31 protein-coding genes are annotated in these 24,532 nt (G+C 47.8%); 23 read left to right on the top strand and 8 right to left on the bottom strand.

The genetic code is table 11. From position 1 onward, the window contains the following. The first annotated feature begins 40 nt into the window (after positions 1-40). The 5 genes from BUC22_RS14390 (at position 41) to BUC22_RS14370 (ending at position 4,894) form a co-directional block, all read left to right on the top strand. The gene (locus BUC22_RS14390; protein WP_013378670.1) at positions 41-919 is read left to right on the top strand and encodes a LysR family transcriptional regulator; all 879 of its coding nucleotides are present in this window, start codon (positions 41-43) and stop codon (positions 917-919) included. Positions 920-1,217: 298 nt separating this feature from the next. Continuing rightward, the gene (gene eutL / locus BUC22_RS14385) at positions 1,218-1,862 is read left to right on the top strand and encodes an ethanolamine utilization microcompartment protein EutL (protein ID WP_038351958.1); all 645 of its coding nucleotides are present in this window, start codon (positions 1,218-1,220) and stop codon (positions 1,860-1,862) included. Between the two features lie 478 nt (positions 1,863-2,340). Further along, positions 2,341-2,760, top strand: coding sequence for a 4Fe-4S binding protein (locus BUC22_RS14380; RefSeq protein WP_013378672.1), 420 nt, complete (start codon positions 2,341-2,343; stop codon positions 2,758-2,760). Next, positions 2,757-4,649: an aldehyde ferredoxin oxidoreductase family protein gene (locus tag BUC22_RS14375; protein ID WP_013378673.1), complete on the top strand. Its 1,893-nt coding sequence runs from the start codon at positions 2,757-2,759 to the stop codon at positions 4,647-4,649. Before BUC22_RS14380 ends, BUC22_RS14375 begins: the two co-directional genes overlap by 4 nt. Then, positions 4,646-4,894, top strand: coding sequence for a MoaD/ThiS family protein (locus BUC22_RS14370; RefSeq protein ID WP_013378674.1), 249 nt, complete (start codon positions 4,646-4,648; stop codon positions 4,892-4,894). The genes BUC22_RS14375 and BUC22_RS14370 overlap by 4 nt, the downstream gene beginning before the upstream one ends. A 17-nt stretch (positions 4,895-4,911) precedes the next feature. On the opposite strand, the gene BUC22_RS14365 is transcribed toward BUC22_RS14370, so the two are convergent. Continuing rightward, complete coding sequence (locus BUC22_RS14365; protein WP_013378675.1) at positions 4,912-5,106, bottom strand: (Fe-S)-binding protein; 195 nt, start codon at positions 5,104-5,106, stop codon at positions 4,912-4,914. Between the two features lie 101 nt (positions 5,107-5,207). Here BUC22_RS14365 and BUC22_RS14360 point away from each other — a divergent pair, with 101 nt between their 5' ends. The 10 genes from BUC22_RS14360 to BUC22_RS14315 all read left to right on the top strand — a co-directional run bounded on the left by BUC22_RS14360 (position 5,208) and on the right by BUC22_RS14315 (position 11,615). Then, the gene (locus BUC22_RS14360; RefSeq protein WP_013378676.1) at positions 5,208-5,879 is read left to right on the top strand and encodes an MBL fold metallo-hydrolase; all 672 of its coding nucleotides are present in this window, start codon (positions 5,208-5,210) and stop codon (positions 5,877-5,879) included. Positions 5,880-6,013: 134 nt separating this feature from the next. Next, complete coding sequence (locus tag BUC22_RS14355) at positions 6,014-6,376, top strand: arsenic metallochaperone ArsD family protein (RefSeq protein WP_013378677.1); 363 nt, start codon at positions 6,014-6,016, stop codon at positions 6,374-6,376. Next, a complete protein-coding gene (locus BUC22_RS14350) occupies positions 6,366-6,851 on the top strand; it encodes a DUF6376 family protein (protein ID WP_013378678.1) in 486 nt (161 codons plus the stop codon). The genes BUC22_RS14355 and BUC22_RS14350 overlap by 11 nt, the downstream gene beginning before the upstream one ends. Before the next feature lie 125 nt (positions 6,852-6,976). Beyond that, positions 6,977-7,405, top strand: a complete 429-nt coding sequence (locus BUC22_RS14345) for a MarR family winged helix-turn-helix transcriptional regulator (protein ID WP_013378679.1) — start codon at positions 6,977-6,979, stop codon at positions 7,403-7,405. A 46-nt stretch (positions 7,406-7,451) separates the two neighbouring features. Next, complete coding sequence (locus tag BUC22_RS14340; protein WP_013378680.1) at positions 7,452-8,810, top strand: MATE family efflux transporter; 1,359 nt, start codon at positions 7,452-7,454, stop codon at positions 8,808-8,810. A gap of 116 nt (positions 8,811-8,926) precedes the next feature. Further along, positions 8,927-9,379, top strand: a complete 453-nt coding sequence (locus tag BUC22_RS14335; protein ID WP_013378681.1) for a helix-turn-helix domain-containing protein — start codon at positions 8,927-8,929, stop codon at positions 9,377-9,379. Next, positions 9,380-10,138, top strand: a complete 759-nt coding sequence (locus tag BUC22_RS14330) for an ABC transporter ATP-binding protein (protein WP_013378682.1) — start codon at positions 9,380-9,382, stop codon at positions 10,136-10,138. Beyond that, the gene (locus BUC22_RS14325) at positions 10,116-10,760 is read left to right on the top strand and encodes an ABC-2 transporter permease (RefSeq protein ID WP_013378683.1); all 645 of its coding nucleotides are present in this window, start codon (positions 10,116-10,118) and stop codon (positions 10,758-10,760) included. Before BUC22_RS14330 ends, BUC22_RS14325 begins: the two co-directional genes overlap by 23 nt. A gap of 358 nt (positions 10,761-11,118) precedes the next feature. Next, complete coding sequence (locus BUC22_RS14320) at positions 11,119-11,412, top strand: DUF3795 domain-containing protein (RefSeq protein WP_013378685.1); 294 nt, start codon at positions 11,119-11,121, stop codon at positions 11,410-11,412. A 2-nt stretch (positions 11,413-11,414) separates the two neighbouring features. Next, a complete protein-coding gene (locus BUC22_RS14315; RefSeq protein WP_013378686.1) occupies positions 11,415-11,615 on the top strand; it encodes a GNAT family N-acetyltransferase in 201 nt (66 codons plus the stop codon). Between the two features lie 9 nt (positions 11,616-11,624). Here BUC22_RS14315 and BUC22_RS14310 read toward each other — a convergent pair whose 3' ends face one another. Continuing rightward, positions 11,625-13,034 carry a sigma-54 interaction domain-containing protein gene (locus BUC22_RS14310; protein ID WP_013378687.1) on the bottom strand — a complete coding sequence of 470 codons (1,410 nt, stop codon included), beginning with the start codon at positions 13,032-13,034 and terminating at the stop codon, positions 11,625-11,627. A gap of 285 nt (positions 13,035-13,319) precedes the next feature. On the opposite strand from BUC22_RS14310, the gene mtcB reads away from it, so the two are divergent. The 8 genes from mtcB (at position 13,320) to BUC22_RS14275 (ending at position 20,107) form a co-directional block, all read left to right on the top strand. Beyond that, positions 13,320-14,780, top strand: a complete 1,461-nt coding sequence (gene mtcB, locus BUC22_RS14305; protein WP_013378688.1) for an L-carnitine--corrinoid protein Co-methyltransferase MtcB — start codon at positions 13,320-13,322, stop codon at positions 14,778-14,780. Positions 14,781-14,830: 50 nt separating this feature from the next. Continuing rightward, positions 14,831-16,141, top strand: coding sequence for an MFS transporter (locus tag BUC22_RS14300; RefSeq protein WP_013378689.1), 1,311 nt, complete (start codon positions 14,831-14,833; stop codon positions 16,139-16,141). Positions 16,142-16,233: 92 nt separating this feature from the next. Further along, entirely contained in the window at positions 16,234-16,821 is a 588-nt protein-coding gene (locus BUC22_RS14295) for a 4'-phosphopantetheinyl transferase family protein (RefSeq protein WP_013378690.1), read from the top strand. A 2-nt stretch (positions 16,822-16,823) separates the two neighbouring features. Next, complete coding sequence (locus BUC22_RS14290; protein WP_013378691.1) at positions 16,824-17,555, top strand: AzlC family ABC transporter permease; 732 nt, start codon at positions 16,824-16,826, stop codon at positions 17,553-17,555. Beyond that, positions 17,552-17,866, top strand: a complete 315-nt coding sequence (locus BUC22_RS14285; protein ID WP_013378692.1) for an AzlD domain-containing protein — start codon at positions 17,552-17,554, stop codon at positions 17,864-17,866. Before BUC22_RS14290 ends, BUC22_RS14285 begins: the two co-directional genes overlap by 4 nt. Positions 17,867-17,923: 57 nt before the next feature. Then, a complete protein-coding gene (locus BUC22_RS14280; RefSeq protein WP_013378693.1) occupies positions 17,924-18,721 on the top strand; it encodes a MerR family transcriptional regulator in 798 nt (265 codons plus the stop codon). Positions 18,722-18,885: 164 nt separating this feature from the next. After that, positions 18,886-19,248, top strand: coding sequence for an MATE family efflux transporter (locus tag BUC22_RS22560; RefSeq protein ID WP_317416971.1), 363 nt, complete (start codon positions 18,886-18,888; stop codon positions 19,246-19,248). Then, positions 19,196-20,107 (top strand): MATE family efflux transporter, encoded by a 912-nt coding sequence (locus BUC22_RS14275; protein ID WP_317416970.1) that lies wholly within the window; start codon positions 19,196-19,198, stop codon positions 20,105-20,107. Before BUC22_RS22560 ends, BUC22_RS14275 begins: the two co-directional genes overlap by 53 nt. A gap of 64 nt (positions 20,108-20,171) precedes the next feature. Here BUC22_RS14275 and hisIE read toward each other — a convergent pair whose 3' ends face one another. Genes hisIE through hisC form a run of 6 tightly spaced genes read right to left on the bottom strand, consistent with a single transcriptional unit; the run spans position 20,172 to position 24,526 of the window. Continuing rightward, positions 20,172-20,795 carry a bifunctional phosphoribosyl-AMP cyclohydrolase/phosphoribosyl-ATP diphosphatase HisIE gene (gene hisIE / locus BUC22_RS14270; protein WP_013378694.1) on the bottom strand — a complete coding sequence of 208 codons (624 nt, stop codon included), beginning with the start codon at positions 20,793-20,795 and terminating at the stop codon, positions 20,172-20,174. 17 nt (positions 20,796-20,812) lie between these two features. Further along, the gene (gene hisF, locus BUC22_RS14265; protein WP_013378695.1) at positions 20,813-21,568 is read right to left on the bottom strand and encodes an imidazole glycerol phosphate synthase subunit HisF; all 756 of its coding nucleotides are present in this window, start codon (positions 21,566-21,568) and stop codon (positions 20,813-20,815) included. Between the two features lies 1 nt (position 21,569). Further along, positions 21,570-22,283 (bottom strand): 1-(5-phosphoribosyl)-5-[(5-phosphoribosylamino)methylideneamino]imidazole-4-carboxamide isomerase, encoded by a 714-nt coding sequence (gene hisA / locus BUC22_RS14260; RefSeq protein ID WP_013378696.1) that lies wholly within the window; start codon positions 22,281-22,283, stop codon positions 21,570-21,572. Continuing rightward, positions 22,280-22,888 (bottom strand): imidazole glycerol phosphate synthase subunit HisH, encoded by a 609-nt coding sequence (gene hisH / locus BUC22_RS14255; protein WP_013378697.1) that lies wholly within the window; start codon positions 22,886-22,888, stop codon positions 22,280-22,282. Before hisH ends, hisA begins: the two co-directional genes overlap by 4 nt. Next, a complete protein-coding gene (gene hisB / locus BUC22_RS14250) occupies positions 22,885-23,472 on the bottom strand; it encodes an imidazoleglycerol-phosphate dehydratase HisB (RefSeq protein WP_013378698.1) in 588 nt (195 codons plus the stop codon). Before hisB ends, hisH begins: the two co-directional genes overlap by 4 nt. Position 23,473: 1 nt before the next feature. Then, positions 23,474-24,526 (bottom strand): histidinol-phosphate transaminase, encoded by a 1,053-nt coding sequence (gene hisC / locus BUC22_RS14245; RefSeq protein WP_013378699.1) that lies wholly within the window; start codon positions 24,524-24,526, stop codon positions 23,474-23,476. Positions 24,527-24,532: the final 6 nt, after the last annotated feature.

Genomic DNA, 24,532 nt, shown 5'->3' with positions numbered 1-24,532 from the left:
TAATAGCTAAATACCTATAGAAGAACAATGGGGGATAATTATGACTATCAGGCATCTGAAAGTATTTCTGGCAGTTGCGGAGACAGGCAAGATGAGCGCTGCTGCCGACCAGCTGTTTATTGCCCAGCCATCTGTCAGCCAGGCCATCGCAGATATTGAAAAATACTATAATGTACGTCTGTTTGAACGGCTTTCCCGCAAGCTTTACATCACGCCGGCAGGTGAGAGGCTTTTAGATTACGCCAGGCATATTGTGGCGCTGTTTGATGAAATGGAACTGGAGATGAAGTATTCCACTGAACATACAACCCTTAAAATCGGCGGAACAGTGACAGTTGGAACTACCATTCTCAGCGAGCTGGTGAGCCGGTTTGAGGCAGAAAATCCGCCAGTTACACTGACAGTTCTGGTGGACAACACACCAGTCATTGAGTCTATGATTTTAAAAAGTGATCTGGACCTCGGGCTTGTTGAGGGCGAGGTAAGCAGCGAGGATCTTATCCAGATACCGGCAGTGGAGGATGAAATGGTGTTGATCTGTGGCACGGGGCATCCTTTTGCCGGCCGAAAGACCATCAGTCTTGATGAACTGCAGGGACAATATTTTGTGATACGTGAAAAAGGCAGCAGAGCCCGCAGCTTTTTTGAAAAGATACTGGACAGAGAAAGTGTGGAGATTGTGGAAAAATGGACCTGTACAAATACAGAAGCCATTAAGAATGCAGTAATGGATGGCCAGGGTCTGGCAGTGCTCTCCAAACGCCTGGTAGAACGGGATTTTGAGCAGGGGCGGCTTTGCATACTCTCGATCCAGGGAATCCGTTTGCTGCGGAGTTTTACGCTGATTTATCACAAAAACAAGTTTTTATCACCTCCTCTTAAGGCTTTTGTTCAAGCCTGCGAGGAATATAAAGATTAGTTTTCCACTTTTTGTTCACTTTTTGTCCACATTTTAACGTGGATAATGTGGATAAGTTTTAGAATAAAAAATGGCTTTTAACGAAAATTACAGGAATTAAGTCCACAGGTTGTGCATAACCATGTGGATAAACTGTGTTTTTTCGTGATAAAAGTGTGAATAGTCTGTGGAAAGGGGGTATATATCATTTTTGGTGCAAATTTTTCCATGACTCGGGCAGAGTTTCTTCTTTACTAACAAAATAACAGATGGTATGATAATAAACAATACAGAAATCTTAAAAAAGGGAGTTCAAAAAATGACCGGGGATTTATTGAAAGCACATGTTCTGTCCAGCAAACTGATGACAGACATTGAAGATATCATGATTGAAGAATTCGGTCTGCCTGAAGGCCACATTGACATCGGCCTTTTTACCACCGATAATGAGGATATTGGCTATGTGGCGGCAGATGAAGCGACCAAAAAGGCCAATGTGCAGGTCTGCTATGCCAAATCGACCTACGGGGGACTTGGCTGTGCCTACGGTGGAGAAATGATCGGCATTATCTCAGGGCCATCTATCAGCGATGTTGAGAGCGGTCTGCGGACCATTACACATTTTACCGAGCACAATGCCTGTCTGTTCAGCGCCCGTGAAGATGACGGGGTACAATTTTATGCACAGGTTATCTCAAAAATTGGTACTTACCTCGCAGAAGTTTGTGATCTGCCTGTTGGTTCATCCGTCGCCTATCTTGTCGGCCCTCCGCTGGAATCTATGATGGGCGTCGATGAAGCTCTGACAGCCGCTGATGTAGAGGTTGTAAAATTCTTTGGACCGCCAACCGTCTCCAACCGCGGCGGCGCCATCGTAACCGGGACTCAGTCCGCCTGTAAAACCGCCTGCATGGCCTTCGCCAAAATGGTCATGGACTGCGTCGAAGAACCAGTTGATTATTGAAGCTGAGTCCAATTTTGGAAAACAAAATTGGCAGTGAGTAAGGAGCGAGCGACAGCGAGAGAACGAGCGCAACGAAGCAAACGTCTTGTTTGAAAAAAACCTCCGAAGGAGGAATAAAGTTTTTTACAAATAAAGACGAAGCCGTCCAATTTTGGAAAACAAAATTGGCAGTGAGTAAGGAGCGAGCGACAGCGAGAGAACGAGCGCAACGAAGCAAACGTCTTGTTTGAAAAAAACCTCCGAAGGAGGAATAAAGTTTTTTACAAATAAAGACGAAGCCGTCCAATTTTGAAAAACAAAATTGGCAGCGAGTAAGGAGCGAGCGACAGCGAGAGAACGAGCGCGGTAAAGTCAATTCTAAAATTAAGAATACAAAAGAACAAGAGACTCTGAGTTTTTATCAGAGTCTTTTTTGTTCCCCAAATTCACAAAAAACCTGTTATAATAAAGATAATAAACAAGGAAGCGAGGGATAAAGATGGCCTATACCATTACAGAGAAATGTATCGGATGCACGATCTGTGCGAGAAACTGTCCGGTGATGGCCATCACCGGTGAAAAGAAAAAGCAGCATGTGGTGAATGACAAGCGCTGTATCGACTGCGGTGTTTGCGGAAGATCCTGTCCACAGGCTGCCATTTTGGACAACAGAGGAGAGATCACGAATAAAGAGCCAAAGGATCAATGGAAAAAACCAATGATAGAACCAGCTGTGTGCAGTGCCTGCTCAATGTGCGTGGACGGCTGCCGATTTGGATGTCTGGCAATTTCGATGCCGGCTTTTAAAGGCGATATCCGCGTATACGCAGATCTGGTCAAACCAAAGGCCTGTGTGGGATGCGGCCTGTGCGAAAGCCTGTGTCCTCTTTCAGCAATTCGCATGGAGGTGATTCAATGAAGCCTTTGAATTATTTGCATATTAACCTGAGCACAGGTAAAATACGCCCGCTGCCCATCAAAGAAGGGGTTGTGAGGGCATATCTAGGCGGTAAAACGCTGGCAGCCAAGCTGCTTTATGATTTGCTGCCAAAGGGTGTAGACCCTCTGTCAAAAGAAAATATTCTGATTATCAACACAGGAATTATGACGGACACTGGTGCGCCCTCATCCAGTCGTTTTAACATGACCTTTAAAAATGTGATGACTGGGGGAATCGCCTCATCCAACTGCGGCGGAAGCTTTGGTATGATGATGCGGCGCGCCGGAGTGGACGGGCTTATTCTGGTGGGCGGAGCAGAAAAACCGGTATATCTGGAAATTCTGGACGGCGAGGTGACGATTCGTGACGCAGAAAACCTGTGGGGGCTGGATGCCGAGGCTGTTCAGGAACGCTTTCCCAAGATTTATGGGAAGGTGGTCATCGGGCCGGCCGGAGAAAATAGGGTGCGCTATGCCTGCGCTGTTTCAGGCGAACGGGTAGCCGGACGATGCGGCTGCGGCGCGGTAATGGGCGTTAAAAATTTGAAAGGTATTGTGGCTTATGGAACCAAACGGCCAGAGCTTTACAACAAACCAGCTTTTGACGCCTATGTGAAAAAGTGGGTGAAATTCATTCAGAATCATCCCATGACGGGTGACAGCCTGCCCCATTACGGTACTGCCGGTCTGGTAAATAACGCCAATGCCTCACACGCGCTTCCGACCCATAATTTTAAAAGGGGCCAGTTTGAAGCTGCGGAGGAAATCTGCGGGGAGACCCTTGCGGATAAGTACCTGACCCGCAACAGTGGCTGTGTAAGCTGTCCCATACGGTGTGAGCGGCGTGTGATGGTTGACGGGCGCGAGGTAAAAGGGCCGGAGTTTGAAACCGTGGGTCTTTTTGGCTCAAATATTGAAAACAGCAATCTGGAATTGATCAATGAGATTAATTATAAAGCCGATATTCTGGGATTGGATACTATTTCCCTGGCGGGTACACTGGCCTTTGCCATGGAACTTCAGGAAAGGGAAATGGCAGACTTTGGACTTCGCTTTGGGGAAACCGGCAACCTGCTGGAGATCATCGAAAAAATTGCGTATCGCCAGGACATTGGTGACGAGCTGGCTGAGGGCAGCGCCAGGCTGGCCCAAAAATACGGCGGGGCAGATTTTGCCATCAACGCTAAGGGCATGGAACTGGCATCTTATGAGCCGCGGCGCTCAGTTGGCATGGGCCTTGGCTATGCGACCTCCAACCGCGGAGGCTGTCATCTGAACGGCGGCTATCTGGCGCTGATGGAATCCGTGGGTGTCATGAGTGTCGGTGCACAGGGAACAAAGGGAAAGCCTGAGCTTACCGCTTTTATGCAGAACGGCATGGAAGCCGGTTCGGCGGCAGGCTTCTGCCTGTTCACCATGCAGACCATGATCCCGTCGATTTTGTATCATATGGGACCAGTCAGCCCGGTAACCCATACGGCAGGAAAGGCTATGATCATGGCCCGGGGAGTTCTTGGAAATATGTGGCCTTTGATGCCGGGACTGCTACCTGTTAAAACCATGTATCTGATGCCCCACTGCAAGGCCATTGAGCTGGCTACCGGTATGCGTATGACGACCGGAGAGTTCCTTCAAGTTGGTGAGCGCGGTTTTACCATTGAACGGCTCTTTAATCTGCGGGAAGGTTTGACTGCTGAGAATGACAGCCTGCCAGGCCGGCTGACAGACGAACTTCAGGAACCAACTGATCCCAGCACCAGGGTAGATCTCGAGACAATGCTTCCGGTATACTACAAGGTGAGGGGCTGGGATGAGCGCGGTGTGCCAACATGGCCAACGCTCAAGCGCCTGGGGCTTGGAAGCTTATGATTACAGTAAAATATTTCGGAGCGTTGAGGGCATTAACCGGCACAGCGCAGGAGAGCCTGGAGGCGGCAAATATTAAAGAGGTGCTGGCAAAAATAAAAGCCGCCCATGGAAAAGAGGCGGCAGCGAAAGCCAAGCGGTGTCTGATCCTGCTGAACAGCGATAATGTCAATCTGCACAACGGCATGCGGACAGGCCTGAAACCCAGCGATGTCGTCACCTTTGTGCCCGTCTGCGCGGGAGGCTGAGCGCAACGAAGCAAACGTCAGCCATTCAGCAGTTTTTCCACCGCTTTCCGGTTTCTCTCCTGTTCAGGAAGCCGGAGTGGAGCGCAGCTGCTGAGATTGGCTTCATTTTTAGAAAGTTTGTCGGCAAAGGCCATGCAGTTATCTTCCCCGCAGCGTTTGCAGTTGCTGTGGGGCAGGTATTCATAAATGTCGGTAGGGTAGATAGGTTCCATATTTATCCTCACTTGTAATCAGAATGAATTCATTGTACGCTTGTTCCGGCGGCCTGTCAAGGCGGGATAAAAGATGTGAATTGACAGAAGGGGGGACGGAGATGAAAAGATGGACAACCTCAGGCGGGATCACCATTGAGCGTTTAAATACCTTAAGATGTAATTGCTATGTGATTCAGTGTGCCGGCGCTGTCTATCTGGTAGATACCAGCGTGGTGATGGAGCGCCAGAGTATTGAACGGCAGCTTAAGAAGCTTGGAATCAGCGGGCTCGACGGTATTATTTTAACCCACGTCCATACCGATCATGTGGGAAATGCTGCCTGTTTTCAAAAGAAATTCAATTGTCTGGTCTACGTACATGCTCATGAGCGGACAGCGCTTCGGGACGGCTGCTGCCCGCTGCCCCAGGGAACGCTTCCCTTTACCAAAAAAGTTGTGAGCGTGGCGGGAGCCCTTGGGCTTTGGACTTGCTTTGAGCCCTGCAGAAATGTCATGGCGGTTGAAAATGGACAGTACATTGGGCCGGGATTGCGTGTGCTTCACACACCTGGCCATACAAAGGGCTCCATGAGTCTGATTTTGAATGAAGATATTGCATTGGTTGGCGATGCTATTATCCATAGAAACAAGCAGGTCTATCCACCCTTTGCCAACGATGAGCGGCAGGTAAAAAACTCTTTACAAAAGCTGCTTGAAACCAATTGTCAGCAGTTTTTGCCAGGACATGGTGCGGTGGCAGGCCGAGAAAATATTCTGAGCGCGTTGCTCTGAAGCGGCAGAAAAACAGCCTTGTAAATGATAGAAGGGCTGTTTTTTTGTGGTCTTGAAAGAATATCTTTACTTTTAACTGAATTTATTAAGATTTTGGTGTTACAATGAGATTATCATAAATTGGGAGGATTCGAATGAAAGTATTAGAGCTTTTCGAGCCGGCGGCCATTGACGTGTCGGATGAAGACGCGCGTATGGACGCGGTGATTCAGGCACTTGTTAACGCCGGGGAAACGGTGAAGCGCTATGATATAATCGGAATGAAAAAGGATTTTGCCGAAAACGAAATGGTTGAAAACCTGCTGGACGCCGAAGGACCTGAGGTTTTGCCCATTACCCTGATCGACGGTGTGCTGGTAAAGCAGGGCGGTTACCCGTCCAACACGGAAATCGCCAACTGGTTTGGCATTACAGAAGACACAATCGCTGCGTGCTGCAGAGCTTCAGGAAAGGGCTGCGGCAGCTGTGGAGGCTGCGGAGGGAAACATGAAAGTTAAAAAGAAGCTTTTTATGTCTACAGTGGCGGTCTTGGTGACTTCATTGGTATTGGCTGGCTGCGGCAGCAAGGACGGGCCAGCAGGAAAGGCTGAGTACCTTGGATTTCTTGGCAGCCAGTTTACCTCGATGACCACTACAGTACAGAATATTCAGGATAAACTGTCAGGCTTTACAGAGGATTCTCTGTCTGACAGCGCGTGGGTATCGGATATGGATAAGCAGCTGGATCAGGTGGATAAAGCCTGTGACGCCATTATTGGTTATGATAAGGTGCCTCAGAATTATGTGGATCTTCACAGTAAGCTTACCGATGTGGCAAATCAGCTTAAACCAGCGGTGGCAAAATATAAAACCGGTATCGAAAACAAAGATTATGACGCGCTGTCCTCAGCTAACGAACAGGTAAAAACCGCGGCGGCTTCACTGGAATCATATATCCCTGAGCTTAAAAATCTGCTGGGAAGTCAAAATTAGAAAACGAAAAACAGGCGATCTGCCTGTTTTTTTTGATTGACAAAAAACAAAATTAAATTTAAAATAGTTTATAGGTAAACTGTTTAGCTAGAAACTGTTTACGGCCAAACGATATGGAGGAAACGATGTTTTTTAAAAATATCTCAATCATTTACCGCCACAGCGAAATCTTATTTCAAAAGCGGCTGGGCGGTATGCAGCTCAATAATACAGAGCAGTCCATTCTTTTGTATTTAAAACACAATGACGGTGTTAACCAGCACGCCATTGCCCGTTTTTTTCAGTTTAACAAAACCACTGTGGCAAAAACGCTGTCCGCGCTGGAAGATATGGGGCTCATTAAACGTGAAACCAATTGTGAAAGCAAAAGAGAAAAGCGCGTTTATCTGACCGAGGCCGGCAATAAGGCGGTAGTCCTTATCAAGGAAAGCAGAAGGCAGCTGGAAGAAGAAGTGATGGCAGAATTTACAGAAGAGGAAAAGGCCTTGTTTGATGAGCTGTCAGAAAGGATAGCAGTAAAAGTTTGGAAGCTTAATCAGGAAAGTGACGGCTGAGGCAGGCCGTCTTAAAAATGAGAATTTTGGAGGAGAGTGAAAATTTATGGTTAATGATATGACCCGGGGCAAACCGGCGAAAATTTTAATGGTTTTTATGCTGCCCATGCTGCTCGGAAACATTTTTCAGCAGCTTTACAATATTGTTGATACCGTTATTGTTGGAAATTATGTCGGCGCAGATGCGCTGGCAGCGGTGGGCTCGACGGCGGCAATGGTATTTTTACTGGTGGCGGTCGCCATGGGGCTGAGTATGGGCTGTTCTGTACTTATTTCCCAGTATTTTGGTGCGGGGGACAAGAAAAATATGCGCCGTGCGGTGTTTACCAGCATGGTTTTTATTTTGGCTGTCGGAGCTTTGGTCTGTGTGCTGGGCCTTGCGATTTCAGACTGGCTGCTGCATTTAATCCAGACGCCGGCCAATATTTTTGAAGGCGCGTCCACCTACATAAACATCTATTACATGGGCTGCATTTTTTTGTTTACCTATAACGGCCTGGCCGCAATATGCCGTGCAGTCGGCGATTCAAAAACCCCACTGTATTTTTTGATTGTCGCGGCTCTTTTGAATATTGTGCTGGATTTGGTATTTGTTATTTATTTTAACATGGGTGTGGCTGGTGTGGCCTGGGCTACGCTGATCGCCCAGGGCGTATCGGCAGTTACCTGCCTGATCTATGTTTATTTTAAAGTGCCGGTGCTCAAGCTCCACAGGGAAGACTGTGTTTTTGATTTTAAAATGCTGAAGGATCTGCTGGCCTATGCCATTCCCTCAACGGTGCAGCAGTGTATTGTATCGTTCTCGATGATGGCAATCCAGGGCCTGGTAAACAGCTTTGGCTCGGTCTTTATCGCAGGGTATACCGCAGCGACTAAGATCGACTCCATCGCGATTCAGCCATTGCTCAGCGTCACCATGTCGCTGTCCACCTTTACGGCGCAGAATATCGGCGCTGGCCGTACAGAGCGTGTTTACGAGGGTTTTAAGGTAACAATTCTGATTGTTGTAATCATGTGCCTTGCGATTTCCGGGCTGATCTTTTTATTCGGGGATGTCTTTATCGGCGCTTTTGTGGATTCTGTGGCAGACGCGGGTGTTATTCAGGTTGGCGTTGAATATATCCGTATCGTTTCAGTGTTTTATGTGGTCATGGGACTCATGTTTTCAGCCGGCAGTGTGCTGCGCGGCGCAGGAGATGCCACAGCCTTTATGATGGGCTCTCTTTCAAACTTTGTTGTCCGTATCGCAGCAGCGTATATTCTGGCAGGAATGATCGGTTCCAGCGCAATCTGGTGGTCTATCCCCATGGGATGGGGCGTCGGTCTTTTGGTCAATTATATCCGCTACCGCAGTAAAAAGTGGGAAAACAAAGCCATTATCAGTAAAAAGCAGGTTGAAGCTTAAAGGATGCCTCAGGGCATCCTTTTTTAATGCAACCAGAACAAACATATTTTGTTAATGATGGTTGGTAGACAATTGGTCAGATTCTGTTAAAATGGGTATCAGGAGGTATGAAAAATATGAAAAATCATTTAAGTATGAATCTGACAGCACTCCGGAAAATGAACCAGTATACGCAGGAAGAGGTAGCCTCCAGAATCGGCGTCAGCCGTCAGGCTGTGGCAAAATGGGAAAACGGCGAAAGCGCGCCGGATGTCATTAACTGCAACGCATTGGCTGAAATGTACAATGTGAGCCTGGATGACCTTGTGAATTATAATGAAAAAGAAAAGGATGGACTGGCCATCCCACCAAAGGATAAGCATATGTTTGGCTGTGTAAGTGTGGGTGAGCGGGGGCAGATTGTTATTCCCAAAAAGGCACGCGAAATTTTTGATATAAAGCCCGGTGACCGGCTGATGGTTCTTGGCGATGAAGACCCTGAGAGAGCCGGTATTGCCATTGTAAAGGAAGATGTTTTTATGGAGCTTGCCGCCCAGATCATGGACGCAGTGAAAAGAGGCGAGGAATAGATGAATCTGTTATCTGTCAAAAATCTCAGCAAAAAATATCCGGCTTTTGAGTTAAAGGAGGTTTCCTTTAACGTAAAGCAGGGCAGCATTATGGGTTTTATTGGAAAAAACGGGGCGGGAAAGAGCACCACCCTCAAGGCCATGCTGAATATGGTCCATCCAGACAGCGGCACCATTGAAATGCTGGGAAAAGATTTCAATCAAAACGAAGCATGGTGCAAGCAGAATATCGGTGTGGTGCTGGGAGGAATTGATTACTATCCCAAAAAGAAGCTAAAGACCATCACAAAAGTGACCAGCCGGTTTTATGAAAAATGGGATGACGAAAAGTATCAGCAGGCTTTAAAGCTTTTTGAGCTTGATGAGCGTAAAACGGTGGACCAGCTGTCTGCCGGCATGCGGGTTAAATACCTCATAGCGCTGGCGCTTTCTCACCACGCCAGACTTTTGATTTTTGACGAGCCGACCAGCGGCCTGGACCCTGTATCGAGAGAGGATCTGCTGATGCTGTTTGAAAAACTGGTGCAGTCGGGTGACCGCAGCATTCTGTTTTCAACGCACATCACATCAGACCTGGAAAAATGCGCGGATACGATTACCTATATTAAGGACGGCACCATTCTCGCCAGTGAAGATCGGGAAGCATTTGTCCGTCATTTCCAGTATCTTAAAGATAATGAAAGCGACCCGGAATTGTCACTGGAAGATATTATGGTTCATATGGAAAGGAAAAAATATGATGAGAGCATTGCTTTATAAAGAACTGCTTTTAACCAGTCTGCCGCCGATGTTTATTTTTATGTTCTTTGGCGCCATGCTGATGATTCCTGGCTATCCCTATTATGTTCCTTTTTTCTTTGGCTGCCTTGGGCTTTTCTTTACCTTTCAGAACGGGCGCGAAAACAAGGATACCTTTTATACCGCAGCGCTGCCCATCTCAAAAGGAGATGTTGTCAGGGCAAGATGCCTTCTGGTAGTGCTGGTGGAGCTTGGTGAGGTGCTTATCTCTGTTCCATTTGCGGTTCTGCGGGCGTATGTGCTGCCGCCGAATCCGGTAGGGATTGAGCCGAATCCTGCATTTTATGGCTTTGTATTGATCATGTTTACCATTTTTAACGTAATATTTCTGACACAGTTTTATAAAACAGCCTATAATGTTGGAAAAGCTTTTATCATAGCGCAGATCCCTCTGTGGCTGTATATTATTGTGATGGAAGCTCTGGTGCATTTTCCGGCGTCCGGTACATATCTGGACACTACCAACCCATCTATGATGCTGAGACAGCTGCCGGTTCTGGCAGCCGGAATCGTCATTTACATATTGGGCATGTTTGTGGCCTGCCGTGTTTCCATCCGGCGGTTTGAGAAAGTTGATTTATAGAATAATGGGCAATGAACGAAGGGTGTGAGCCCTTCGTTTCAAACTGTCAAAAGTGCCGCGGCTGGAGACTGCGCCTTTTATCCAGATAAGAAAAAAAGTTCAGGCGCTTTGAATAACGGCCAGAAATCGTGTAAAATTATCCGCCCAGCCGGACACTGGCGAGATGAAGTATCAACTTTAGTGAAACAGATATCGGTGTGAGGCCAGTACCCGCAGAACGTTTTTTCTTTCTTAGGTAAAAGGCTTCATCTCTCAAGTTTATTATACAGACTGTAAAAAGATTGACAGAAGACTTTAGTTCCGTTATGCTGGGTTTAAAGAAGTCATTTGTTCCACGAATCCTTAAGGAGGGAATATCATGAAAGAAATCATCAGTTGCTGCGGCGTTGTCTGTACAAGCTGTGAGTATTACCCTGAAACCTGTGCGGGCTGTCCAGCCATTGAGGGGAAAGCTTTCTGGCTTGAGTATACCGGAGGGGATGTCTGCGGTATTTATGAATGCTGTATCCTTGAGAGGAAACAGTCTCATTGTGGAAAATGCAGAGAGCTGCCCTGCCGCCGCTATTTCGATACCCCTGATCCCACCAAGACCCCAGAGGAAAACAAAGCGGACTTCAGGAGACAGATGGAGCAGCTCAAAAGGATGGAATAGCTGTGAAAATAAGAAAAATGCAGTTTTTCGACATGCAGAGCGATATTGGTAAGGCTCTGCTTGGCGCTCTGGAAAAGCAGGCAAAAGAACGCAGATGCACCCAGATCATTCTGGTAACAGAAGAGAATCGGAAGGATGCCTGCCGTTTTTACGAAGCGAATGGCTATCAGGAAGATAATGCAGGCTATAAGAAAAAATTATGAAGGGTAGAGCTACCCTTCATTTTCTTTTTGTAAATCTCCGCAGTACTCCTTAATCAGCCGTTGTGCTTTGGAGGCGGTAATGCCAAGTGCGGCGGCAGCCCTGCGGACGGTCTGGTTTTTCCTATAGGCGTCGCGGACGATGTCCTTTTTTAATGCCTCCACACGTTCGTCAAGGGTAAGAGCGCTGTTGTCTGGGGTATTGTGGTTTTCTCTGAGCATGGTTTCCGGGAGCTTTTGGAGGTCGATGATATTGCCCATGGTGACGACCACCAGGCGCTCGATCATATTTTTGAGCTGGCGCACATTGCCGGGCCAGCTGTAGCGCATAAAGGCGCTGAGGACCTCTTGCGAGAAGGTCTTATTTTTTTCGTATTTTTCGTTGAACAGCTTGAGGAAAAAGTTGGACAGGGGAAGAATATCATCCCGCCGTTTTCTCAGCGGCGGCAAAATGGTATTAAAGGTACTGATACGCCAGTACAGATCCTCTCGGAATTTTCCCTCCTTTACCAGTGTGTCGATATCTTTGTTGGTGGCAGTGATGATGCGGATGTTCACATACTCCATTTTTGTGCCGCCGACGGGAATATACCGCTGGTTTTCAAGCACATCCAGAAGCTTGGCCTGAAGGTAGAGGGGCAGGTCGCCGATTTCATCCAAAAACAATGTGCCGTTGCTGGCCATTTCGATCAGGCCTATTTTCCCCTTGCTGCTGGCGCCTGTGAAGGCTCCGGGCGCGTAGCCAAAAAGCTCGGATTCCAACAGGGATTCAGGAATGGCGGTACAGTTGAGGGTGATGAACAGCCCGTCGCGTCCGCTGTTCTCATGGATGTACTCAGCCACATAGGTTTTCCCTGTACCGGATTCGCCCAGAAGGAGAACTGGAATGGTGGAGTCTGAGACCTGCTTGAGCTCAGTGATGATTTTCCAATAGTTAAAGGAACGGCTGATGATGGGCGTTTCATTGGAGTTAAAATGACTGCTCTTGTGCCGACGGCTGGTTTTCAGGTCGTCATCCTTATAGGAAACATCCCAGTGGGTGATTTCATTTTCCTGAACATTACCGATGATGAGCTCGATATTGCCGGCCTCATCCAGAACCGGGGTCAAAATGGTAACCAGCTCTTCGCCAGCGGGGATAAAACGCTGCTTGGCAAAGATAATGCGCTTTTCATCAATGGCGTAGTCCAGAGCCATGGGCGTCCAGTTCCCCTGAAAAACATCAGCGTTTTTGGCGTGGACCAGATCTTCTGGCTTCAGGCCATAATGGCGGATACAGGCCGGGTTTACATAGACGATCCTGCCATCACGGTCATTGACAAAAATTTCGTTATAACAATTTTCCAATATGGACAACAGCATTTCCCTGGGGAGGCTGTTCAGGTAAGCGCTGTATTCAGGATCATGGTCAGATTTTTTCATTTTCAGCCCTCTCTGCTTCGTAAAAATAAGCTTGTTCTGCTTTTGTTTTATTTTCAGGTCAATTGTATCATTTATGAATCAAAGGGGCAACTCCCTTTAATTAGCCCTTTATAAAAGAAATAGAAAAGGAAATATAAGATAAGTGTATTAAAAATAATATATTTATTAAACATAAGAATCAAAGAAACTGTGAGAAATAGAGAAATCTGTTTTGGCATAAACCTTGCATTAATATACAGCATCAACTAACTAGAAAAATTTTTGAGAGATTAAGGAGAGAGACAAATGATTCGTAACAGTTTAACTGATGTGTTTTTTACAAAGGATGATGTTGAAAATCTGCATGAGGGTGTTTTACGCGTTTTAAGCGAAGTTGGGGTTAAAATTGAGAATGATGAAGCGCTTGAAATTTTTAAACAGCATGGCGCGAGGGTAGAGGACGGTACGGTTTATATTGGGGAGGCTCTTTTGAACAAAGCACTGGAAACCGTTCCAGCAAACTTTGAGCTGCAGGGTTTTGACCGCACAGTACAGGTCGGCCTCGACCACGACCCGGTGGTTATCCCGACAAACGGCACACCGCTGGTACTCAATTTTGACGGTTCTTATTCGGATACCAACACCGATGATTTAGTCAATTTTTACAAGCTCATCGACACCTCGGATGTGATGCAGGTCACCAGTGAGATCGCTGTGGACGTACCGGGTCTTGATAAAACGAAGGATTCGCTGCTGGCGCAGACGGCGCTGCTGATGAAATACAGCCACAAGCCTATCTACAATATTCTGGGCGCGACCATCCACAACTACAAAAAAGGCAGCGTAGCCCAGGGTGTGCGCGAGAATATTCAGTTTGCCAAAAAATATTATGGCTATGATGACAAATATGTTATTTACAGCGGCACCTGCGTCATCTCACCACTGGGTGTTGGCTGGGAGGCCATGGATCATTTTATGGGCTTCATTAAGGAGAACCAGCCCATCAGCATTACGGCCTGCTCCATGACGAACCTGACCGCTCCGGGCTCTCTGTATGGATCGGTTGTAGAGGATGCGGCGGCGATTTTATCCATTGTGGTTTTATCCCAGCTCATGAATCCGGGCCTTCCGGTATTATATACCAGTCTTTCCTCCATGTCGGATATGCGCTATGTGCAGCTGTGCATGGGCGCGCCGGAATTTGCTTTGATCACACTGGGACACATTGCCCTGGCAAATTTCTATAAAATTCCGGTACGTGTCGGCGGCGCTCTGGGGGATGCCTTTAAGACCGATTACCAGGCGGGTGTCGAATCCTTTGTAGGGCTGATGGCGCCGATGCTGAGCCAGGCGGCGATGATACCTCACGGCTGCGGCACAATGGGCAGCTTTAATCTGACCAGCTATGAAAAATTCATCATGGATGAAGAAACCATCCGCTATCTCATGCGTCTGCGCAGGGGCTTTGAAGTGTCAGACAAGCGGAAGGAAAAAGCGCTGAAGGATATCACCAAGGTAGGTCCAAGAGGAAACTTTCTGGGAGGACGTACCCCTAAGGAATACCGGGAAGATAACTATCTGGCCTCCGAGGTGTTTAACCGCAAGGGCTGCAAGGAGAACACCCGTGAAGAGCAGGGCGATATCCGGGATCGCGCCAAGAAAGTCTATGACGCCCGCATGGAGGCTTATGAGCTGCCGGATACCACACTGGAACAAAAAAAGCTGTTGAACACTGAGCTGCCGGAACAATATAAATTTGACCTTTAGGCAGAATGGAGGATCGGCGATCCTTATGTAAATAAAAAGTGAGGTAATAAATGAATTTTTTAAAGGGTGAAAAAAAGCTGAGTGACTTGTCCAGATTTCACAAAATGTTTCTCATTGTGCTTATCAGTATGGGAAGCTCTATAATCTATATGCCGGTTTATTTAAAAAACGTCTTTTATGAACCGCTGATGGTGGGCCTTGGCGTGTCCAATGAGCAGCTTGGCGCGCTGGTGGGAATGTACGGCATTATGGCGACGATTTTATATATACCTTCTGGTATTGTAGCAGATAAGGTCAGGGTACGGACTCTGGCCTGGGTAGGCTTTGCCGCGACGGCCTTGGCCGTATTCTGGTACGCTGCCATGCCGTCTTACGGCGTGCTGCTCTTTATCTTTGGGCTGATGGCAGTCACTACTATTCTGATCTGGTGGGGCACCCGTTTCAAACTGGTCCGGCTGGTATCCTCTGAGGAGGAATATCCTAAGAATATTGGCTTCAGCTACGGCCTTTACGGTGTGGCGGGGCTTATCTTCAACATGATCGCCCTCGGTGTTTTCGGGATGATCGCTGACCAGACCAGGGGAGTGACTACGGTGCTGATCATTATGGGCGCCATTATCCTGCTGTTTGGCATCCTCTCCTTTTTCTTTATCCCGAAGTTTGAAGGAGAAATTAAAACCGACGGCAAGTCTTTTAACCTGTCAGAGTTTGCCGAAGCGTTAAAGCATCCGGGTGTATGGCTGGCCTCAATTTCCATGTTTTTTATCTGCTTTGTCTATCAGGGCATGAATTACACCACGCCGTTTTTGACGAATGTTTTTGGCGCGTCTCTTGGGCTGGTATCCGTAGTGGGAATGATACGAACCTATGGTATCACCCTGATCTCATCGCCGATTCTTGGAAAGGTAGCGGAAAAAATCAACTCGCCGGCCAAGGTTATTATGGTTATTTCCGCAGTGGCTGCCCTCTGCTACGGATCTTTTCTGATCCTGCCAAAGACAGCGGCCATGGCCATTGTCGTTGCCGTGATCATGGTGGTTCTGGGGTTTGTGGGAAACGGTGCCTTTGGCATCGCCTCGTCACAGCTCACAGAAACCAAGGTACCTATTCATGTATTCGGAGCGGCAACCGGAATGGTTTCTGTCATTGGCTTTTTACCGGAAAGCTTTATGCACCAATGGTTTGGTGGTATGATCGACAGACAGGGAAACGCGGCCTTTACCACTATTTTCGGGATCCTTATCGTATGCGCGGTGCTGAGTATTGGCGCTTCGCTGCTGGTGCGCCGTTATGCTAAGAAGCATACGGGCACAGGGGAAGATAAAAAGATCGTAAAAGAAGTGGATACCGCGGTAGAATAAAGATTAATTTAGGGGATTCCCCCAAAATAGAATTGAGTTACAGTAAAAAAATGCGTATAATAGTAGTGTTATCACCTTTTGGAGGAAAATCCATGATTGATGTGTACACGCTGGATACGCATTTTTTTTCGGTTACAGGAAAAACAGTGCATGTCGAGGTGCTCTTAAATAAAATATTTGAGAAAAAGGGACTGCCAGTTCCGGTGAAAGTGGAAAAGAACCGCTATGGAAAGCCTTTTTTGAAAGAATACCCCAGTCTGCACTTTAACGGTTCACACTCGGGAGATTATCTGGTATGTGCCATGTCTCAAAACCCAGTGGGTGTGGACGTGCAGCGGATTGACCGGACAAAACGGATGATGTCCCTGGCAAAGCGTTTTATGTCGCCCGGAGAGGTCCGGGGGTTGGAAGCTCTGGACGATGAAAAACGGACACAGGCATTTTACAGGCTGTGGGCGCAGAAGGAAAGTTATATGAAATACCGGGGGCTGGGTTTTGCCCTGCCGCTGAGCGCCTTTGAGATACAGCAAAAAGGGGAAGAATACCAAATCCTTGATGAGGGCTGCCAGACTGGAGGCGTTTCTTTAAGACGTCTGGAGCTGGCTTCGGATTACGAGCTCTGGGTCTGCGGTGAGGAGGATGAGGTACGAAAAATTGAATTTGGAGTTTATGAGGAGTAGGAATGGAAACGACAGAAGAAAAGATCATCATTAACAACAGCTTCGCAAAGGGATTGCAGGATGGGATTCCCATAGGCCTGGGCTACCTGTCGGTGGCTTTTACCTTTGGAATGATGGCCGTCACCCAGGGGCTTCCTGCCTGGTCTGCGGTACTTATTTCCATGACAAACCTGACTTCAGCGGGGCAGTTTGCCGGGCTGGATTTGATTGTACTTGGCGCTCCCTTTGTGGAGATGGCGCTTACTCAGCTGATCATCAATCTGCGGTATGCGCTCATGTCTTTGTCCTTGTCGCAAAAACTGGAAGACTCTGTGACGACCCTGGAGCGCTGCCTGATCGCCTTTGGAAACACCGATGAAATCTTTGCCGTGAGCAGCGGGCAGCCTGGAAAGCTGGGAAAATGGTACATGTTTGGCCTGATGGTGATGCCTTATATTGGCTGGTCGGGCGGAACCCTCATTGGCGCGGCGGCCAGCACTATTCTTCCGGAGTTCATACGTTCCGCTCTGGGAATCGCCATTTACGGTATGTTTATCGCCATTATCATACCGCCGGCAAGAAAGAAAAAATCGGTCAGAGCCGTGTTGATCTTTGCAGTGGCACTAAGCTGTATTTTTACCTTTGCGCCAATCCTGAGCCAGGTATCAACGGGTTTTACCATTATCATCTGCACTATTGCCGCGTCGGCCTTTGGCGCCTGGTTCTTTCCCATCAGTGAGGAGGAGGAAATATGACGACGACTTTGCTAATATACATCCTGGTTATGGCGGGCGTTACTTACCTGATACGCGTGCTGCCGCTGGCTCTGTTTAAAAAGAAAATAGAAAGCAAGTTTGTGAAATCCTTTCTCTATTATGTGCCTTACGCGGTATTGGGAACCATGACTTTTCCGGCTATTTTCTATTCGACTGGAAGCCTGTACTCTGCCACTGCGGGGCTGATCGTCGCCATTCTTCTGGCCATGAAGGAAAAAGGGCTGGTTACAGTGGCTGTGTTTGCCTGTGCGGCGGTGCTTCTGGTGGAAACGGTGCTGGGGTATCTGTAGAAAGGGATTGACCTTCCCCTGCGGGGCAGGCTGTATGATAAATATGAGGTGAGAATCATGTACAGAATCAGTGAATTTTCCAAAATAACCAATTTAACGGTCAAGGCTCTGCGCTATTATGACGAGCAGGGAATCCTGGTGCCATCCCATCGGGACAGTCAGAATGGCTACCGTTACTACAGCGAAGAGGATTTCAAACGGGCACAGCTGGTTGCGCTGCTGCGGTCCTTTGAATTTTCCATCTCCGAACTGCGGGATGTTATGGAAAACTTTGACGAGGACACCGATCTGGCCTATTTTCTGGAAGAAAAGAAAGCCATGATCGAGCATAAAATTGAAAAGGAAAAGAAACTGCTGAAAAAAATCTCCCTCTATATCGAACCAACCGGTCAGGAGGAAAGCCCTATGCAGTATAAAATTGAGGTAAAACGTCTGGAACCCGTAATTGTCGCATCTATTCGCTATCAGGGTCTTTACAGTGAGGTGGGGAAATATATCGCCAGGATCTATAAGGCGGTGAAGGGGAACGCTGGTGGTATCCCCTTTAACCTGTACTACAATGAAGCCTACCAGGAAAAAGCGGATATCGAAATCTGTGTGCCTGTCAAGCGCTATATTGAAGCCGCTGGAATTGAGTGCAGAACGCTCCCGGCAGTGGAACGTGCTGTTTCGACCATACATCAGGGCAGCTACAGCCAGTTTAATCACGCTTACAAGGCCTTGCTGGATTACTCCAGGGCACAGGACCTGAAGCTGTTGATTCCATCACGGGAAAAATACATAAAAGGACCGGGCGCCATTTTCAGGGGAAACGAAAATAAATATATGACGGAAATTGTCATTCCCTTTGAGTAAACCGCTTGTTATATATTGACATTCTAAATACCTTTTGCTAAAATAGAGGCGTTCATCGGAGGGTGTACAGTCTATGAGATTGATATGCTGGATAAGATGGTTGATACCATTTTATCCGGCTTTTTTTCGTTTCCGGGAATATTAGAAAATAGAGGAGCAGTACAATGGACTTACTAAAAGGAAATCTGAAAAAGATATACTTTAAATATCTGTTCGCGTCCTTTGGCAGCGCGCTGATCGTATCCGTCTACTCACTGGTGGACTGCGTAATGGTGGGGCAGTATGAAGGGCCAGACGGTGTGGCCGCGTTGGCGACCGTGGCGCCTGTCTGGAATATTATCTACAGTCTGGGCCTGCTGTTTGGTATCGGCGGTTCAGTTTTGATGAGCGCGGCAAAGGGCGCGGGAGATGAGCGTCGGGGAAACAGCTTTTATACAATGGCATTCATCGGAATATCTTTTTTGGATAAAATTTGTGGCGCCGCTGTTTGTGTTCGGGCAGTTTTTGGCCGCCTTTATACGAAATGACAATGCGCCGGCAACGGCGACGATGGCTGTCATGGCCGGGGGTGTTTTTAACATTATCGGAGATTATATTTTTGTCTTTGTATGTGACATGGGGATCAGCGGTGCAGGTCTGGCGACAGCTCTGGGACAGGTGCTGTCAATCTGTATTTTGTGCAGTCATTTTCTGAGAAAAAAATGCCGTCTCAGGTTTGAAAGGCCCGTGGGCTTTGGTCATATGACCCGTCAGATTGTGCTCACAGGGTTTTCAACTTTTTTCATTGATATCGCCATGGGGATCTTATCCATGATGTTTAATAATCAGATTATGAAATACAGCGGCAGCTCGGCACTGGCGGTTTACGGTGTTATCATCAATGTCAATACCCTGGTGCAGGCCTGTGCATACGGTGTGGGACAGGCAGCCCAGCCCATCATTTCCATGAACTATGGTGCGGGGAAGGGAGATCGTATCCGGAAAACACTGCGGCTGAGCCTGATCACGGTTGCGGTGCTGAGTATTGTATGGACGACCCTGACCATGGCTCTGCCAGAGCCGCTCATCCGCCTCTTTATGAACCCGACGCCAGAGGTACTGGCCATAGCGCCGGATATCATGCGGAAATATTTTATTTCCTTCCTGCTGCTAAGCTATAATATTTATTCGACCTATTATTTCCAAGCCATCATGAGACCGAAGGCCTCCCTCGCAGTGTCTGTCCTGCGCGGAATGGTGGTAAGCGGACTGCTTATTTATACGCTGCCCGCCCTGTTTGGCGCGCAAGCGCTGTGGTTTGCAATGCCCATTACAGAGATGATCATCGCTGTTATGGTCGCAGTTTTGATGCGGCATTATAATAAAAACCTTAAAATGTTATCTTAAACAAAAAATCAAAATAAAAAAAAGAACCTGAAAATTTAATTTCAGGTTCTTTTTTTAATAAGGCTTATTTATGCCGTTTAGTTAGTTCGACAAACAAATCGTCAAAAGTCACACCCTGGTTATTTAAGAGCACAGTCAGATGATAAAGAAGGTCAGATGCCTCGTAGGTGAGCTCTTCCTTTGAATCGTTTTTAGCGGCGATGATGGTTTCTGCGGATTCTTCACCAATCTTTTTACAGATTTTGTCAACGCCCTCCCGGAAGAGGTAGTTGGTGTAGGAACCTTCTACAGGATTTTCCCGGCGGTCCTGTACCTGGTCGGCCAGCTTATGGATGATATCCATGTTTCCTGTGGCTTTTTCTTCATTGGTGTACAGATTACGGTAGAAGCAGGAAGTTTCGCCTGTGTGGCAGGCAGGGCCTTTTGGGAGCACCTGTACCAGCAGGGTGTCGGCGTCGCAGTCATAGTCGATGGCGACGACTTCCTGGTAGTTGCCGGAGGTCTCGCCCTTTGTCCACAATTCTTTGCGGCTGCGGCTCCAGAAGGTGGCTTTGCCGGTTTCCAGTGTTTTGTCCAGGGCTTCCCTGTTCATATAAGCCACCATGAGTACCTGACGGGTGTAATAGTCCTGAAGGACTGCCGGGATCAGGCCATGGTGGTTAAATTTCAGTTCGATATCATTATTCATTTCGTTTCTCCTAAATTTTATTTTCTTACTGCGATGCCCTCGCTGTCCAGATAGGCCTTTAGCTCAGGGATTGGTATTTCTTTATAATGGAAGACAGATGCGGCTAAGGCCGCGTCTGCCCCGGCCTTCAAGACCTCAGAAAAGTGTGCCTTTTCTCCCGCGCCGCCGGAGGCGATAACGGGAATCGTGAGAATTTCAGACAGCTTGCGGTTGAGCTCAAGGTCATAGCCGCGCTTAACACCGTCGGTGTCAATGGAGTTGATGCAGATTTCACCTGCGCCCAGCTCCTGGCCGCGTTTGGCCCATTCAATGGCGTCGATGCCAGTGTTTTCACGGCCGCCTTTTACATAAACATCCCAAGAACCGCTGTCATTGCGCTTGGCGTCGATGGAGAGCACTACGCACTGGTTGCCGAATTTAAGGGCAGCGTCGCGGATCAGCTGGGGATTTTTAACCGCGGAGGAGTTGACCGAAACCTTGTCTGCCCCGGCCATGAGAACTTTACGGAAATCCTCCACCCGGCTGATGCCTCCGCCGATGGTAAAGGGAATTCGGATAGCCTCAGCCACCTTCTCCACGATATTGATAAAGATATCGCGCTCCTCGTAGGAGGCGGTAATATCGTAGAAAACCAGTTCGTCTGCACCCTGCTCGGAGTAATAGCGCCCCAGCTCTACCGGGTCCGCTACATCCTGTATATCTTTAAATTTCTTTCCTTTGACAACCCGTCCGTGGTCCACGTCCAGGCAGGGAATAATACGTTTGGTCAGCATTTTAGCATTCTCCTTTGAGATAGGCGGCCAGATCGAGGGTGCCCTCATACAGGGCTTTGCCGGTAATTGCGCCGTAAAGGTTCATTTCCTCCAGTTTTTTGAGATGATCAGCAGAGGCGATGCCGCCAGAGGCGATAATATCCATGTTCAGATGCAGGTTGAGGACATTTAACATGTCAAAATTAGGACCGCTCATCATGCCGTCCTTGGAAATATCGGTGTACACCAGGGTGGACAGGCCGAGTCGCTCCAGCTTTGCCGCAAGTTCCAGCGCTTCGATATTGCTGCTTTCCACCCAGCCCTCTGTACAGACAATGCCGTCCTTGGCGTCGATGGAGACACAGACCTTTTCATCATACAGGGCCAGAAGCCTTTCGATAAAGCCAAGATCCTTTACGGCCTGTGTGCCGATGATAATGCGGCTGACGCCGATATCCACATACATTTTTGCAATTTCTTCGTCGCGGATACCGCCGCCCAACTCAACCGGGATGTCGAGCGCTTTGACAATATCTTTGACAACCTCCAGATTCTGGGGCTTTCCGTCAAAAGCGCCGTCAAGGTCTACGAGATGCAGATATTCAGCGCCTTCGGATTCCCAGCGCTTAGCGACCTCCACAGGGTTGTCGAAATAAATGGTCTCATCGTCCTTAACTCCCTGCTTCAGGCGGACACATTTTCCGTTTTTAATATCAATGGCGGGGAATATGATCATTTGAGATTCTCCTTAAAATTCATAAGTAATTGAGTTCCGACCCTCGAGCTTTTTTCAGGGTGGAACTGCATGCCGATGACGTTTTCTTTCCGGACAATGCCGGGTACCTTAACAGAATAGTCGGCATAGGCGACAACGTCATCAAAGCTTTTTGGCTGTGCGTAATAGGAATGGACAAAATAAACGTAATCCTCGCTGCCGATGCCTTTAACCAGCGAATCATCACGATTGATGATAAGGTTATTCCAGCCCATGTGCGGAATTTTGAGCCCCGGCGCGTCAAATTTGACGATCTCTCCGGGAATATAGCCGAGGCCTGTCCACTCACCATCCTCGGTGCTTTTATCAAACAGAACCTGCATGCCCAGGCAGATACCCATAAGGGTTTTTCCGGACTGCACATTTTTGTCCAGACAGTTGACAAGGTCAAACTGTCTGAGATGTTCCATGGCGTCGCTGAAAGCACCGACTCCAGGAAGGATAATGGCTTCGGCGTTGTCCACGACCTTTGGGTCACGGGTGATCACGCCTTCCAGATCCACATCCTTTAATGCGGTGTAGACATTTTTTAAATTGCCCACGTCATAATCAATGATTGCGATCATTCCAAAACTCCTTTTGTGCTTGGCACGCCCTTAACATTGGGGTCAATGGTGACTGCCTGTTTCAGGGTACGGCCAAAGCATTTAAATATCCCCTCCACAATATGGTGGTTGTTACGGCCATAAAGAGAGGCTACGTGGATGGTCATTTTGCTGTTATTTGTAAATGCGATGAAAAACTCTTCCAGCATTTCGGTTTCAAATTCCCCGATATACTCTCGCGTCAGTGGAACGTCGTAAACCAGATAAGACCGTCCGCTGATGTCAATACAGATACGGCACAGAGCCTCATCCATTGGGGTAAACTGGAAAGCATAGCGGGTGATACCGGCTTTATCGCCAAGGGCTTCGGCAAAGGCCTTGCCGAGAAGAATGCCGATATCCTCCAGTACATGGTGGTTATCAGCAGCATCGCCTGTTGCTTTCAGGGTTAGATCAAAGCGGCCGTGCTTGGTGAACAGGGTCATCATGTGATCAAAAAAGCCAACACCGGTAGAGACGTCGCACTGGCCGGTGCCGTCAAGATTCAGGCTCAACTCAATGTCGGTTTCAAAGGTTTTTCTTGTTAATGTGATTTTTCTTTCCATCTTATAATACCTTTTTCAATATTTCAAGTACTTTCCGGTTTTCCTCGGGGGTGCCGATGGACAGCCGGATACTGGCAGGCATGGTTTCGTTTCCTTTAAAAAATTTAATGAGGATGCCATTTTCCTTCATGGCTTCATAGATTGCTTCGCCTTTGCCGGTTTCAAAGTAAATGAAGTTGGAGGCAGTAGGATAAAGCGAATCCAGGGGCATATCCCGCAGTGCCTTGTACATTTTATGGCGTTCAGCATTCAGGGTTTTCAGTCGGTCAAGAAGCTTTTCACGGTTTTTAAGGGCGATGACAGCTGCCTTCTGGGTGAGTACGTTGAGATTATAGGGCGATTTGACCTTGTACATCACGTCAATAAGCGCTTTGTTCCCCAGACAGTAACCACAGCGGATGCCTGCCATGCCGAAAGCTTTGGAAAGTGTTCTTAAAACCAGAAGGTTTGGATAATTTTCGATCAGATCCACATGTGTACTGCCCTTAAATTCCATATAGGCTTCATCCAGGATAACCAGAGCATTGGTTTCCTCAAGAATCTGGACAATGTCATAGCGCGGGAAGAGATAGCCGGTGGGGTTGTTGGGATTACAGAGGTAGATGAGCTTGGCGTCATTTACCTTGGCGGCGGAGATAATTCCTTCCACATCAGGGATGTGCCCGTTTTTATCAGGTACGCCCACAAACTGTCCATCGGCAATGGCTGTCCAGATCTGGTACATGGCAAAGGACGGGGTGTGGGTGACCGCTGTATCACCAGGATTCATAAAGGACTGGTTGATCATGGCGATAAGCTCGTCTGAGCCGGAACCGCAGATAATCTGGTCTTCCGGTACGCCAGTGTAGTCTGAAAGTTCAGCCAGAAGCTCTGGAAAACAGGCCTCCGGATAGCGGTTCAGCGGTGCTTTCATGATCTCGTCGCAGAGCTCTTTTTTCAGCGCTTCAGGAAAATCCCAGGGGTTCTCGTTGGCATTGAGGATAATGTCATACTGCGGGGCCTCGACCTTATAGGCTTCGAGGTCTTTAACACATTTACGCGCAAAGTTTTTCATGGCGGA

The organism is Eubacterium callanderi, assembly GCF_900142645.1.
Taxonomy (GTDB): Bacteria; Bacillota; Clostridia; order Eubacteriales; family Eubacteriaceae; genus Eubacterium; species Eubacterium callanderi.
Note: the sequence above shows the minus strand (reverse complement) of the source record. Positions and strands in the feature narration are given on the sequence as shown.

What these genes read in the sequence shown, in the direction of transcription:
- BUC22_RS14300 (WP_013378689.1), top strand. Translation starts at nt 14,831, where the DNA reads ATGAATTTTTTAAAGGGTGAAAAAAAGCTGAGTGACTTGTCCAGATTT.
- BUC22_RS14320 (WP_013378685.1), top strand. Translation starts at nt 11,119, where the DNA reads ATGAAAGAAATCATCAGTTGCTGCGGCGTTGTCTGTACAAGCTGTGAG.
- BUC22_RS14365 (WP_013378675.1), bottom strand. Translation starts at nt 5,106, where the DNA reads ATGGAACCTATCTACCCTACCGACATTTATGAATACCTGCCCCACAGC.
- BUC22_RS22560 (WP_317416971.1), top strand. Translation starts at nt 18,886, where the DNA reads ATGGACTTACTAAAAGGAAATCTGAAAAAGATATACTTTAAATATCTG.
- BUC22_RS14350 (WP_013378678.1), top strand. Translation starts at nt 6,366, where the DNA reads ATGAAAGTTAAAAAGAAGCTTTTTATGTCTACAGTGGCGGTCTTGGTG.
- BUC22_RS14325 (WP_013378683.1), top strand. Translation starts at nt 10,116, where the DNA reads ATGATGAGAGCATTGCTTTATAAAGAACTGCTTTTAACCAGTCTGCCG.
- BUC22_RS14280 (WP_013378693.1), top strand. Translation starts at nt 17,924, where the DNA reads ATGTACAGAATCAGTGAATTTTCCAAAATAACCAATTTAACGGTCAAG.
- BUC22_RS14295 (WP_013378690.1), top strand. Translation starts at nt 16,234, where the DNA reads ATGATTGATGTGTACACGCTGGATACGCATTTTTTTTCGGTTACAGGA.
- hisA (WP_013378696.1), bottom strand. Translation starts at nt 22,283, where the DNA reads ATGATCATATTCCCCGCCATTGATATTAAAAACGGAAAATGTGTCCGC.
- BUC22_RS14330 (WP_013378682.1), top strand. Translation starts at nt 9,380, where the DNA reads ATGAATCTGTTATCTGTCAAAAATCTCAGCAAAAAATATCCGGCTTTT.
- BUC22_RS14370 (WP_013378674.1), top strand. Translation starts at nt 4,646, where the DNA reads ATGATTACAGTAAAATATTTCGGAGCGTTGAGGGCATTAACCGGCACA.
- BUC22_RS14345 (WP_013378679.1), top strand. Translation starts at nt 6,977, where the DNA reads ATGTTTTTTAAAAATATCTCAATCATTTACCGCCACAGCGAAATCTTA.
- BUC22_RS14390 (WP_013378670.1), top strand. Translation starts at nt 41, where the DNA reads ATGACTATCAGGCATCTGAAAGTATTTCTGGCAGTTGCGGAGACAGGC.
- BUC22_RS14360 (WP_013378676.1), top strand. Translation starts at nt 5,208, where the DNA reads ATGAAAAGATGGACAACCTCAGGCGGGATCACCATTGAGCGTTTAAAT.
- BUC22_RS14355 (WP_013378677.1), top strand. Translation starts at nt 6,014, where the DNA reads ATGAAAGTATTAGAGCTTTTCGAGCCGGCGGCCATTGACGTGTCGGAT.
- hisC (WP_013378699.1), bottom strand. Translation starts at nt 24,526, where the DNA reads ATGAAAAACTTTGCGCGTAAATGTGTTAAAGACCTCGAAGCCTATAAG.
- BUC22_RS14375 (WP_013378673.1), top strand. Translation starts at nt 2,757, where the DNA reads ATGAAGCCTTTGAATTATTTGCATATTAACCTGAGCACAGGTAAAATA.
- hisB (WP_013378698.1), bottom strand. Translation starts at nt 23,472, where the DNA reads ATGGAAAGAAAAATCACATTAACAAGAAAAACCTTTGAAACCGACATT.
- BUC22_RS14335 (WP_013378681.1), top strand. Translation starts at nt 8,927, where the DNA reads ATGAAAAATCATTTAAGTATGAATCTGACAGCACTCCGGAAAATGAAC.
- mtcB (WP_013378688.1), top strand. Translation starts at nt 13,320, where the DNA reads ATGATTCGTAACAGTTTAACTGATGTGTTTTTTACAAAGGATGATGTT.
- BUC22_RS14340 (WP_013378680.1), top strand. Translation starts at nt 7,452, where the DNA reads ATGGTTAATGATATGACCCGGGGCAAACCGGCGAAAATTTTAATGGTT.
- eutL (WP_038351958.1), top strand. Translation starts at nt 1,218, where the DNA reads ATGACCGGGGATTTATTGAAAGCACATGTTCTGTCCAGCAAACTGATG.
- hisIE (WP_013378694.1), bottom strand. Translation starts at nt 20,795, where the DNA reads ATGAATAATGATATCGAACTGAAATTTAACCACCATGGCCTGATCCCG.
- BUC22_RS14380 (WP_013378672.1), top strand. Translation starts at nt 2,341, where the DNA reads ATGGCCTATACCATTACAGAGAAATGTATCGGATGCACGATCTGTGCG.
- BUC22_RS14310 (WP_013378687.1), bottom strand. Translation starts at nt 13,034, where the DNA reads ATGAAAAAATCTGACCATGATCCTGAATACAGCGCTTACCTGAACAGC.
- hisH (WP_013378697.1), bottom strand. Translation starts at nt 22,888, where the DNA reads ATGATCGCAATCATTGATTATGACGTGGGCAATTTAAAAAATGTCTAC.
- BUC22_RS14285 (WP_013378692.1), top strand. Translation starts at nt 17,552, where the DNA reads ATGACGACGACTTTGCTAATATACATCCTGGTTATGGCGGGCGTTACT.
- BUC22_RS14290 (WP_013378691.1), top strand. Translation starts at nt 16,824, where the DNA reads ATGGAAACGACAGAAGAAAAGATCATCATTAACAACAGCTTCGCAAAG.
- hisF (WP_013378695.1), bottom strand. Translation starts at nt 21,568, where the DNA reads ATGCTGACCAAACGTATTATTCCCTGCCTGGACGTGGACCACGGACGG.